This window comes from Chryseobacterium sp., from assembly GCF_019236175.1.
Classification (GTDB): Bacteria; Bacteroidota; Bacteroidia; order Flavobacteriales; family Weeksellaceae; genus Chryseobacterium.
The window spans coordinates 242,326-254,551 of sequence record NZ_JAFAJM010000003.1; the positions used below are offsets into that span (position 1 = coordinate 242,326).

Below are 12,226 nucleotides of genomic sequence, written 5' to 3' on the forward strand. Positions count from 1 at the left end.
CTCCACTTGGTATAATATGGACAACGGATTTCCGCAAAGCAGTGCCAAATCCATTATTAAAGATAAGTATGGCTTTATCTGGATTTCAACCGAAAGTGCTATCCTCAGGTATGACGGAACATCACTGCAGACTTTTAGCGATTTCAAGCTTAACAATTTGCATTTTGGAGAGTTTATGGGAAACCCTCTTATGGACAGCATCACGGTTCATAATGATTATGATGAAAACAGGATTATGATTAAAGGCCGGACCTTGCAACAGGTTCCTCTGAATAAACAGGACAGGGGAATGCAAACAGAAAACGGAGAACTGATCCACAGAATTACCAAAAATACATTTACCACTTCCATATTTTATCGTGATCTCCCTTATTTTATACAACTGAAAGATACAAAGTATAAGTTCAAGGAAAAAGAATCGGTTCTGTATACTGATGAACAAGGAAGAGACATTAAGATCCGTCTTCCTTTTGTTAATAATGACCTGCACAATATTTTTATGGACAAAGAAGTGTTGTTCATCAATGATCCGAAAAAAAGAACAACCTACGCTATCGATAAAGGAAAACTGTCTAAGATAAGCGGGAAGAGCTTACTCAATGATCCCGAATCCAAAATCTACTGGCAGCAAGTCACTAACCAGACATTTATTATCCATCACCGCGATATTTATGTTGTTGAGATGAAAGGGGAGACTCCGGTTCTTCGTTTTCTTGTTCACTATGATCAGGTAAGCAAGTATCCTTTTGCAGCATTGTTTTATGATAAATCTTTTAACAGACTGTATCTGGGAACTTTAAATAACGGGCTCAACATTCTTCAGCTGTCCGCCTTTTATGTGGCCAGAAAAGAAACGGATTTTGCCAATAATGTATATTACGCTTCCTTACCTTTTACCCGCAGTACCATCATCACAACGGATGGAACGGAGTTCGGGCGAAAAGGTATTGTAAAAAACCATCTGATGGGGCAAAACGATCCTTATATGATTGCTTATGACCAGGCTCATAATATGCTGGTTCGGGATGATAAAAAAATCTTTCGGTTTTATAAAAACTCGGATTATAAAAAAAAGGATTCCTTTTCTATAAAACAGGGTTTGAAAGCCTTTATAAAAGATGAAAATTTCTATGGGCTTTCGTTTTTCAATTTTGACCAGAATCAGCTGTATCTGTACCAGGAAGATATTTTTGCAAAGCCCGCTCATGTCTATAATTTTAACAGTCTGATTACTGATTTTCATCAGTATGATGACCATAAATTCCTGATAGGTGGTAGTGACGGTCTTTTTGTACTGGATGAGAAAAAAAATACAATTCGGTCTGTTATGAAAAATATCAGAGTTAAAAATTTTGTACACACTGCAGACCACCAGCTCTGGATTACAACCAATAAAAGCGGGTTCTATCTCTTCAGAAACGGGAAAGTAATCAAAATGCCCTATGATAAGGGAAAAAATCTGCAACTGGCCCATTTCATTTTTGCAGACCGGAAGGGTTTTTATTGGATATCTTCCAATAACGGTTTGTTCAAAGTCTCCAGAAAGCAACTGCTTCAATATGCAGATCATCCTAAAACACCGGTGTTTTATTATCGGTTTACAAAAAAAGACGGCCTTTTAACGAATGAATTCAACGGGGTTCCGTCTCATGAGCTTGAAAACGGAGATTTGGTTTTTCCTTCAATGGACGGGTTCCTTTTCTTTAATCCCGATGAGGTAAAAACGTATTATCCGGACCATACGGAAATTTACATAGAAAGAGCTCAGGTTGGTCATTCTGCCATACAGTATTTCAAAGAAAGTCTGACGTTAGCCAGCGACTATAAAGTCGCCAATGTTTATCTTGATATTCCTTATTTTTCTGATGCTGAAAATCTTTATCTGGAAGCCAGACTGTCGGGAGATAAAAATACAGAATGGCAGCAGGTGGATACCGAAAAAGAACTGAAATATGCCATCAGTGATTTGGGACCCGGAAACTATCATCTGCATGTAAGGATGCTTATTTCTGCTGACGGAAAGTTTAAAGAAAAAACAATTGCTTTAAAAATTATCCCTTTTTTCTATCAGACACTGCTTTTTAAAATAGGAGTACTGATTATCGGGCTCATCATTATTATTTTCATTGTCAGGCTGGCAACCAATTACCTGAGGGTAAGGAATAACGCTTTAAAAGAGATCGTTAAAAGCAAAAATTCCAGACTGAAAGAAAATTCTCTGAATATCGAATTGCTAAAAACCGATTTGAAAAATGAAGCGGAGTATCAGAAAAAACTGGTAGAGACCATTAGTCATGATATCACTACCCCTATCCGGTTTATTGCCATGCTTTCCCATAAACTGCACGAATCTGATGATATAGAACTTCAAAAAAAATATTTTGACAGTATCTATAAATCTTCAGAACAGCTGTATGAGTTTACCTTAAGTTTAAAAGAATATGCTGAGTTGTATAAAGCTAAAAATATTTTTGAAGAAAATGAATATTCAATTAATAAAATTCTTAAAACTAAGAAAAAACTATTTTTAGAAATTGCTCATGAAAAAGGAACCCTTATTACCAGAATTGAAAGAGGAAATGTATATACCAGAATAAATCAGCCGATTTTATCCTCCATTATCCATAATATTATTGATAATGCGGTTAAAAATACCTATGATGGAGAAATTATTCTTGATAGTACTGAAAATGAACACAATATTGTGATTACGATCAGTGACACCGGATCGGGAATGACTTCTGAACAAATCGCTTTGTATACGGATCTGTTTAATCATTCTACCAATGAGATCCGGGACTTTAAAGGAAAAGGAATAGGATTGCATATGGTGATTCATCTGATCAAAAAAATTGATGCCACCATCCGTTTCAGAAAAAACAGCCCTAAAGGAACTATTGTTGAAATTATTCTTAACAAAAACTAAATATATTTAAATTATCATATGAACGAAAGAATTTTAATTGCTGATGATCATCATGTAGTGAGAGCAGGGACAGCCCTGATCCTGCAGTCTGCCTATCCTGACCTTATTATAGATTTTGCAGAAAAATATGATCAGGTGAAAGAATTATTAAAAACAACAAAATACAGTCTTCTCATTCTGGATCTTGATATGCCGGGAAGTCAATACAGAAAAATGATAACCGAACTTAAAGCTATACAGAAGAACCTTAGAATCCTTATTTTTTCAGGATTTAATAAAGAGGTTATCATTCAGTATATCCGTGAAGGGGCAGAGGGCTATATCAGTAAACAGAGCAGTGAAGAAGAGATAAGAAATGCTGTAAAACTGGTTCTTGAAAAAGGTCATTATTATCCTCAGGAACTGATAGGGCTTATTATTGAAAATAAAAGAATGGACCCTAAAGAAAAATTATCTTCCAGGGAATATGAAATTTTTAAACTCCTGGCTGAAGGAAACGGAAATCTGGAAATCGCCAACAGGCTTGGTATAGAAATGTCGACGGTAAGCACCTATAAAAAAAGAATCTTTCAAAAGCTTCATCTCAATAATATTGCAGATTTAATCAAAGCCTATGAGATGATGCATTAAATGATGATGAAAAAGTATATAAAGAAGTAAAATCTGACTATTCATTATAAATTTGTAGTATATAGTAAATCATTTTGTCTATAGTATGTCTTATCAGAAAATCTCACCTCCGTTTTATCTGAAACCCTATATTCATCATTTCCTCATCATAGAAAATAAGGATGATTCCTCCACAATCTTCAGAGTAATGGCAGACGGATATCCCGGACTTATTTTTCAGCAGGGTGAAGGCTGCTTCAAAGATGAAAAGGGGAATCCCTTTCCAAAACTGTTTGTACATGGATTGGGTACCCGGTTTTCTCAGAAAACAGGAGAAGGAAAGTACCTGAGTATTATTGTATGTCTGCAACCCGATGCCCTTAAAACTATTTTGGGAGTGGATGCTTATTTGCTGACCAACCATCACTATACCTTAGATGAGGTTGTCAGGAACAGCTTATGCCAGAAACTTCAGGAGGCCCGGACGATAACGGAAAAACTTGAACTGCTGTCGGTTTTTATATGGAGACAGATCATACGGAATAAAATTCCTGACCAATCGGAAATCCGGTATATGCTCAATACACTCAATACCCATAATGGTTTGATATCACTGAGAGAAATCCGTGACGGACTCCGGATTTCCGAACGTTCTCTGGAGCGTCTGGTAAAATCCTACTTTGGCGTTTCTCCTCAGCTTTTTATGCGTATTCAACGTTTTCAGCGCGCTCTTCATTTTCTTGAGTCCCATCCTGACCGGTCTTTTACGGATATATGCTATGAATATTCCTATGCCGATCAATCCCATTATATCCGGGAATTTCGGGAATTTGCGGGAAGTACTCCAAAGCAGTTCCTCCTGAAATCACGGGGACCTGTTACCAGTTTTTCCGAATGGGATTAAAAATAGCAGCCTGTGTCGGATATCTTCTATTTTTTACAGGCGGTTCTTTTTTTCTTTGTTGAAATTTTTGACAATGAAAAAAGAAATGTACAAAATAGGTATTCTTGTGGGTAGTCTTAGAAAAGCATCCCTCACCTTAAAGATGGCTCAGTATATTCAGGGGGAAAATCTGCCGGATCTTGATTTTGAAATTATTGATCTCAGCAGGCTTCCGATATATAATGAAGATCTTGAAACTGAAGAGCCTCCCCAAAGCTGGCAGGAATTTCGAAAGCATATTAAGAACAAAGATGCCATATTGTTTATCACTCCCGAGTACAACCGCTCCGTTCCTGCAGTTCTGAAAAATGCCATAGATGTTGGTTCTGCACCGCACGGGCACAATGCTTTTGAAGGCAAACCCGCCGGAATTATCAGTCTTTCGCCCGGTAAAATGGGGGCTTTCGGTGCAAACCACCATTTGCGGCAGTCGCTGGTATTTCTGGATATGCCCGTGATGCAGCAACCAGAAGCTTATATTGGCAATAGTGAAACAATTTTTGATACAGACAATCGTCTGGTAACAGAAAGTACACGTACCTTTATCAGTCAGTTTATCATTGCTTTTGCCGGTTGGATAAAGCTGCATAGCATGAATGTATTCCTTTTAAAACAATAGATATTATATGGAAAGAGATCATTATATTCTGTTCTTATCTGGAAATAAGAGGGGTACAGTCGATACTGATGCATATCAGCGGGACATGATTTTTCAGTTTTTATCATTGAATATGAAACGGTTAATGCTCTATGAAGAAAAAGGCTGCTCATTCCGGGCAGCCTTTCTTATTGAGTAAAATAAAAAATCAGAAGGTCACTTTTATTTGTCCGCCAACCACACTTCTTGTACCGCCTATGAATGTGGGAAAGCCAATAATATCACCACTGTTTCCCCCATCAATCATGTACTGGGTATCAAGTATATTTTTACCGTAAGCACCAATATCATATACTGTACTGCCTGATTTAAATGTAAAACCTGCCGTGAAATTCATAAGCCCATATCCCTTCTGGTAAAGATCTTCTCTGTTGCTATCTTCAAAAAATACTCCTGAGCGATAGGAATATGACGGTCTTAAGTAAACAGAGGAGGTTGCTCCGGTTTTAATACTTGCATCAATTCCTAATGCATAGCTGTGTTTGGGCGTTAGTCGAAAACGATGACCGGCATATTCCTGTCTGTTGCCGTTTTCATCGTTCTGATCAAATTTACCGTCGATATAAGAATAATTTCCAAAAATTTGTAATCCGGGTATTATTAAATACTTTAGAGCAGTCTCCACACCGAAAGTATGTGCCTTACCTCCATCATTAGTCATCAGCATAGGGGCAATACTTCCCGGCATCTCCCTATAAGCCATTGTTTGAAAGTGAGACCAGTCGTAAAAATAAGAGCTTAATTCATAACTTAATTTTTTAGCGAAAAGAAGTCCCTTCATACCGATTTCATAGCTGTATACAATTTCAGGTCTTAGAAATTCAGTTGTAGACGGCAGAATATTGATTACTCCCGGTCTTCTTCCTCTCGAAAAAGAGGCATAAATATTATTTTTTTCAAACAGATAATTGAGAGCAATCCTGCCTACATAAGAGTAATAGTCTTTGGAAGCATAGATCATTTCATTAGATACAGGATTGACGATATTGGGTGAGCCATTATTGGCAATCATTCCGATAACGCTCGGTGGGTTAGCTGCGGGAGCCATGTATCCGCCTTTCTGATTTTCATAACTGCCTCTCAGACCCAATGTGAATTTCAACCGATCGGTAAGGCTGTAGGTAGCATCTCCGAAAATTTCGAATGCCTTATTGATTCCTTTATTGGTGAAAGATTCTGTGTGCATAGCCTGAAGAGGGCTGCCGTTCATAACAGAAATCAGTTGTACGAATCGTTTAGGAACAGTGGAGGGAAGCATCCCTGATTGTACCAATTGATCCCAGGTCATTCCCGGAGGTATTTTTCCTCCGGTGAGCATATTGATCAGTTGTAAGGCAAACGGCTGTAAGTTCGGTAAATGAGTAACATAATTCACCTGTCCGTTCGTCATCACTGGCGGTGTAGCCAGAATCTGGCCTATTTGAGTCTGAAGCCCCAGAATTTGTGCTGCAGGTAACCCCAGCTGTTTTCCGAGCCCTGCCATTTGTTGGATAAAAGCATCTTTTAACAAAGGACCTACATAAGCAGGATAAAAAGCTCTTTCATCAATACGCATTGGCATTGCCTGGGTAGAGTTTTCGTAAAAATAACTTGTCCCCAAAAAACCTGAAAACTTATTTTTATAGTTGAAGGAAAAGCGGAACTCCTGGCTCGCCTGGGTTCCTTTTGCAATTTCAGAAGCCCAAAAAATTGGAGCAGCGGTACCATCTGCATCAAAGGATTCATCAGATTTAAAAGCTCTGAACCCTGATATTGATGAGAATTTCCATTGATCATTTAGCGTATGATCAAGCAATAAAGTAGCTCCGCCCACATCTCTTTTGATATAGAGATTTTTGCCCTGTTCCAAATCAGCAAACGTATTGGAATCCGTATCTCCGTCTAAAGGGGCAAATCTTTTACTTTTAAAACCTGTACCGGGATAATCATCGTGCTGGTAATTCAGAATCAATGTCATATTGGTTTGAGGAGATAACCAGAGTTTTGTGCTGTTTCTCAATGCAATGACTTCTTTACCGTTCAGCCTTCCTCCCGATCGGTTGGAGATAAAGCCATCCCTTCTTTCATAATCTAATGCCAGGCGATTGGCGAGTTTATCCTTAACAATGGGGGTATTGATGTAGCCGTTGATGAAAGAGTGATTATAAGTTCCATATCCCGTATTGATTTCGGCACCGAATTTATTTTTCGGCTTGTTTTGAATGATATGTAAAGCCCCAATCTGAGCCCCTCTGCCAAATAATGTTCCCTGAGGGCCCTTCGCAACTTCTATACTTTCCAAATCATAAAGTTCCACTACAGAAGCTCTGGACCTGGAAATAGAAACTCCGTCCTGAAAGATAGAAACTCTGGGTTGTGCACGGGAATCTCCACTATCGGAAGTGACTCCTCTAATGACATATCCGGGGTTATTAGGGCTTTGAAGCTGAACTTCCAGCCCGGGAACAAAATTAGCCATCTCATCCATCTGTTTCAAGTTAAGTTGATCCAAAAAACGACCACTTAACGCACTTACTGTAACAGGAACTTCAATCTTGGACTGGGCTCTTTTTTGGGTACTGATGATGACTTCCTGTATTTGATTTCTCTTTTCATCGATACTAATGGTATCCTGTTTTTTCTGTGCAAAATAATATGCAGATGTTGAGAGCAGCAGTATTGCTGAATAATAAATATTTCTCATTTGTGAATTTATATTTTAAAACCTTTGCAAAATAAGTATGTATTTGTTACTGAATGATTAACTTTTTGTTAATAAGCTATTTTGCTTATTTTATTCTACAAGTGTTTTAAAAAAAAATTATTATTGAAACTATTTTATTCTACAACTGCTCTGTTTCTCAGATTCTGTACATGCGTCTGTCTTTATATATTGATTTAAATAAGGATTGCCCATGGAGTCCGTTTTTCCATGCCCGGAAATGATTTGGGAAAAAGGTTTTATCCACCCGATTCGATGATCTGGTAAAGCAATAGGTTTGATTGCTAAAAAAGAAGTAGTGCATACAACTCTCTTGCAGATCACTTATATTGTCAACGTTAAAGGGAGAAAGCTTTTGTCATTAGTAAATGAGGTGTGCCAATGAAATAGAAAATGGATAAATTGGATGCTACACAGGATGAAAACCGGATCACCACCTTTCCAAAATGTTTTCCCTTTTCCAGATAATTAAAAGCTTCTCTGAAATCGGATAAAGGAAATGAGCGGTCTATCTCAGGTTTCAGGTGATTCTCTTCTAAAGCCGGGTTCAAAAATGTATCATAAAAATTGGAGGGTCAATCCTATTTTATTCTACAAAATTTATTTCTGAGATTAATATGAACCCTGTAAATTTGAGAGTGTTTTTATGGTTTCGTTATCTGATTTAATCTATTTTAAGCTTACTGTCAATTGTATAGTAGGCTTTTTTTAATTTCATCGATGTATTTAATAAAAAGATACAGGAGGTAAGATCGCGTTCTCTTAACCCTTTGAAAAGTTAAAATAAAATTAACCGTTGTATGTCTCTCGAAAAAACAAATGTTATTGATGCCATCAGCATCAGCCACGATAGCAAAGTAGTCCTCATCCTGTCAGATAATTTAGCCTGGGATGAAAAAAAACATCTTCATTTATTGGTAGAAAAACTCAATTTCTATATCCATGTGCTACAAACCCGATATATTGATGAGATTTACCCTGAATCATCAGACAAAGAATTTCTGATTCAAATTGTATGTAAATACAGTCCTGATGCAAAAGGTAAAACGTTTTTAGACTCGGTAGCTCAGGTTTTTGAAACATTACCTTATCATTTTTCATATGGTGAGTTAAATAAACCAATCATGGATAGATAAGAGGCTAAAGTAATTTAATGTAGCTTTTGTTTTTATGGTGTATAGAAAAAATTTGACAGGAAAAAATGTTTTATTCTATAGGTTTCGGCTTTTTCTGTCAGACGGATCATCTTAATTTTGTAGAGGCAAAGGCTGCAGATCGCTGACAGGATATTGTATTATTAATTATTCAATTATTTTGGCAATGAAAAGTATACAAACGCTGACAATCTATACGGTATGTTTTTGTAGTATTGTTTTTATCATTTATCATATGATTTCTATGAGTGAAAATGGTTCATTAGACTGGATTATCATGGTCATGATAGGATTCAATATACTTCCTCTTATATTATTTTTGATTATTTATCCATCAGTGTGTTATAAATTGAAAACGTTAACTCTTAAGGTTTTATGCGGAGGTCTTGTCATTGCATGGGTAATACTTCCTCTGGTGATCAATATGGTGTGGCACCTCAAGGAGAAAAAAGTGACAAACGGGTTATCGGCAGAAGCGTTAACTTTTGTAGCAATGCCTTTTATGTGTATTGTTTCAGGGTTTGTTTTTGTGATGTGTATTAACTTTTTACATAAATTATAAAAGAAGAAAGCCTGTGGCTTTCACCGTTATTTTTTTGCCTTAAACATTTACATTATGAAAAGATTATTTCTGATGGTGATGGCCACCATTGCAGGTCAGCTAAGTCTGGCACAGGCTTTTGATAAAGAAGCCCATCGGGGAGGAAGAGCATTATATCCGGAGAATACGATTCCGGCTATGGAAAATGCTCTGAGGATGAATGTCACCACTCTGGAAATGGATCTTGCGATCACTAAAGATAAGAAAATAGTACTTTCTCATGATCCTTTTTTTTCTTCAGAGCTGACAACGAAACCTGATGGAAGTTCCATTCCAAAAGGGGCAGACTTTTCTTATAAAATTTATGGAATGCCCTATGCAGAGGTAAGTCAATATGATGTGGGCATCAAAAAACTGGACCGCTTTCCTGAACAAAAAAAAATAAAGGTGAGCAAACCGCTGTTCGCTCAGGTTATAGATTCCTGTGAAAGCTATACCCGTAAGCTGAAAAGACCTTTACCCTTTTATAATATAGAAACCAAAACACTACCTTTCACTGATCTTGTGTATCACCCTGAACCCAAAGAATTTGTGGCTCTGATGATGAAAGTTATTCTTGAAAAAGGAATTAAAGACAGAGTGATTATTCAGTCATTTGATCCCCGAACCTTGGAAATCGTTCATAAAGAATATCCTGACATCAGAACCTCTCTTTTGGTGGAGAAAGTGGATGATAAAAAACTGGCTTTCCTGCAGCAGATTTTCAAAAATACCCCGATTGAGAAATTTAAACAAATTCCTGATCATCATAATGGCGTAAAGGGTGATCTTAAGTTCTTAAGTTTTATACCTGCTATCTACAGTCCTGATGAAAAAATTGTGAGCCCTGAGCTTGTGAAAGAATGTCATGATCTGGGAATGAAAGTCATTCCCTGGACGGTTAACAGCAAAGAAAGACTAAAGGAACTTAAAGCAATGGGAATAGACGGAGCGATCAGCGATGATCCGAGGATTTATGAATAAACCTTTTATGGTGGTGAGCCTTATCATTATAGAAGTCTCAAAATAAATAAGTTTTTCCCGGTGCAAGTAGAATTGATAAGAATTCTATGGACAGAAATCTGTATAATAAATTCATTCATTATGCTATTAAATACGAAAATTCCGGTTTGGGGGTTTATTAAACGGATAAAATATGACCTTATCACCATTAGTCTTTTTAGTATTCTTATAGGACTGATTGCTAATTACGGGGACTATTTTGCTATGATTGAGATTCCGATAGCTCTTGTGGCTATTATTGGAACTGCCATATCTCTCTTACTTGCTTTCAGGATATCACAGTCTTATAACAGATGGTGGGAAGCCCGTATTGTATGGGGGAGTATTGTTAATAATTCCCGGACTCTCATTCGTCAGGTTCAGGAATTCCTACCTGAAACGGAATTGGAAGAAATTAAGGGTTTTGCTGAACGGCAGATTATCTGGAATTTTGCCCTGGGAGAGTCTTTAAGAAAAGTTTCCGTGTTCTCCTCCAAAGTACAGAAGTATCTGGAAGATTATAAAATTGAGGCTTATCATATTCCTAATGCTCTTCTTATCCAACATAGTCAACAATTAAAGCGACTGGCAGAAGCCGATAAGATTACTGAATATCGCCAGATTCAGATAGATACCACATTACTCAGGTTATGTAATGCCATGGGAAAATGTGAACGGATTAAAAATACCGTGTTTCCGGCAGCATATAGCATGCTCATCCATTTCCTGATTTATATATTTACCATTTTACTCCCTTTTACCTTTCATTATAATATGGGATTCGTAAATATTTTATTAACAGCCGGAATTCCTATGATTTTCATAGCCATTGAGTATACCTCTATTCTTATGCAGGACCCGTTTGAAAATACACCTCTGGATATACCGATGACCAGTTTAAGCAAAACGATTGAAGCCAATATAAAGCAGCAATTGAATGAAAAGGCAGAAAAACCGGTTCCTTTTCCACCCAATACGTATTATATGATGTAATGCCGTCAAAAAATCGGATCATTCGCTATAGATAAATCTCTTTTTACTTAATGGAAATAATCAATTTTTTACAAATTAAAATCAGTTTTTATGAGAGGAATTAAATTAAAAAATGAGAAGTTAATCACGGCGGGTTTAATAGGAACAGCTGTTTTTTTAGGAGTAATGGCGTATTGTACTAATAAGAATACAGATACTATAGATTCTGTTGGAAATAAAAGGGTTGAGCATCTGGTTTTGTTTCGATTGAGAAAAAATAGTACTTCTGATGAAAAGCAGGAAGTGATCAACCGGTTTATGGCTTTAAAAAAATCATTAAAGGATGGAAAGCCTTATATGAAAATTGAGTACGGTTTCCAGAACAGCAAGGAAAGTGTTAAAGGAGATTATGATATTGGCTTCAGAGTCAGTTTTTCCTCAATAGCTGATCGGGATTATTATGTGGGAAAGCCATTTATAACGGCTCAGGGAAGCTACGATGAGAATCATGATGCTTTTAAAACTTTTATCAATCCTTATCTGGATTCAGATCCTGCAAACCCTAATAAAAATACACTGGTTTTTGATTACCAGGTTGAAGAATCCCGAGAAAAGCGCTTAAACCATTGGGCATTATTTACATCTAAACCTGGAAATCCAATTCAGAAAACAGAGAACTAA

Annotated in this window: 12 protein-coding genes; 10 read left to right on the forward strand and 2 right to left on the reverse strand. The window is 36.9% G+C overall.

Going from position 1 to position 12,226, the window contains the following annotated elements; translation table 11 throughout:
• Window positions 1–16 precede the first annotated feature (16 nt).
• The 4 genes from JO178_RS02555 (at window position 17) to JO178_RS02570 (ending at window position 5,097) form a co-directional block, all read left to right on the forward strand.
• Window positions 17–2,926, forward strand: coding sequence for a HAMP domain-containing sensor histidine kinase (locus tag JO178_RS02555; RefSeq protein ID WP_291931138.1), 2,910 nt, complete (start codon window positions 17–19; stop codon window positions 2,924–2,926).
• An 18-nt stretch (window positions 2,927–2,944) separates the two neighbouring features.
• Window positions 2,945–3,556, forward strand: coding sequence for a response regulator transcription factor (locus JO178_RS02560; RefSeq protein WP_291931141.1), 612 nt, complete (start codon window positions 2,945–2,947; stop codon window positions 3,554–3,556).
• 85 nt (window positions 3,557–3,641) lie between these two features.
• Window positions 3,642–4,439, forward strand: a complete 798-nt coding sequence (locus JO178_RS02565; protein WP_291931145.1) for a helix-turn-helix domain-containing protein — start codon at window positions 3,642–3,644, stop codon at window positions 4,437–4,439.
• A 73-nt stretch (window positions 4,440–4,512) separates the two neighbouring features.
• Window positions 4,513–5,097 (forward strand): NAD(P)H-dependent oxidoreductase, encoded by a 585-nt coding sequence (locus tag JO178_RS02570; RefSeq protein WP_291931148.1) that lies wholly within the window; start codon window positions 4,513–4,515, stop codon window positions 5,095–5,097.
• 187 nt (window positions 5,098–5,284) lie between these two features.
• On the opposite strand, the gene JO178_RS02575 is transcribed toward JO178_RS02570, so the two are convergent.
• Both JO178_RS02575 and JO178_RS02580 read right to left on the reverse strand, forming a co-directional pair.
• On the reverse strand, window positions 5,285–7,819 hold the full coding sequence (locus JO178_RS02575; RefSeq protein WP_291931151.1) for a TonB-dependent receptor: 2,535 nt from the start codon (window positions 7,817–7,819) through the stop codon (window positions 5,285–5,287).
• Window positions 7,820–8,175: 356 nt separating this feature from the next.
• The gene (locus tag JO178_RS02580) at window positions 8,176–8,388 is read right to left on the reverse strand and encodes a zinc-binding dehydrogenase (protein WP_291931154.1); all 213 of its coding nucleotides are present in this window, start codon (window positions 8,386–8,388) and stop codon (window positions 8,176–8,178) included.
• 139 nt (window positions 8,389–8,527) lie between these two features.
• Between JO178_RS02580 and JO178_RS21485 the strand changes: the two genes are divergently transcribed.
• From JO178_RS21485 to JO178_RS02605, 6 genes are all read left to right on the forward strand, one after another.
• Window positions 8,528–8,587, forward strand: a complete 60-nt coding sequence (locus JO178_RS21485) for a sortase B protein-sorting domain-containing protein (RefSeq protein ID WP_365865681.1) — start codon at window positions 8,528–8,530, stop codon at window positions 8,585–8,587.
• Window positions 8,588–8,637: 50 nt separating this feature from the next.
• Window positions 8,638–8,973, forward strand: a complete 336-nt coding sequence (locus JO178_RS02585) for a DUF6572 domain-containing protein (RefSeq protein ID WP_291931156.1) — start codon at window positions 8,638–8,640, stop codon at window positions 8,971–8,973.
• A gap of 184 nt (window positions 8,974–9,157) precedes the next feature.
• Window positions 9,158–9,553, forward strand: a complete 396-nt coding sequence (locus JO178_RS02590; RefSeq protein ID WP_291931158.1) for a hypothetical protein — start codon at window positions 9,158–9,160, stop codon at window positions 9,551–9,553.
• A gap of 54 nt (window positions 9,554–9,607) precedes the next feature.
• Window positions 9,608–10,555, forward strand: coding sequence for a glycerophosphodiester phosphodiesterase family protein (locus JO178_RS02595; protein ID WP_291931161.1), 948 nt, complete (start codon window positions 9,608–9,610; stop codon window positions 10,553–10,555).
• 120 nt (window positions 10,556–10,675) lie between these two features.
• A complete protein-coding gene (locus tag JO178_RS02600; protein WP_291931164.1) occupies window positions 10,676–11,566 on the forward strand; it encodes a bestrophin family ion channel in 891 nt (296 codons plus the stop codon).
• Window positions 11,567–11,656: 90 nt separating this feature from the next.
• Entirely contained in the window at window positions 11,657–12,226 is a 570-nt protein-coding gene (locus JO178_RS02605; RefSeq protein WP_291931167.1) for a Dabb family protein, read from the forward strand.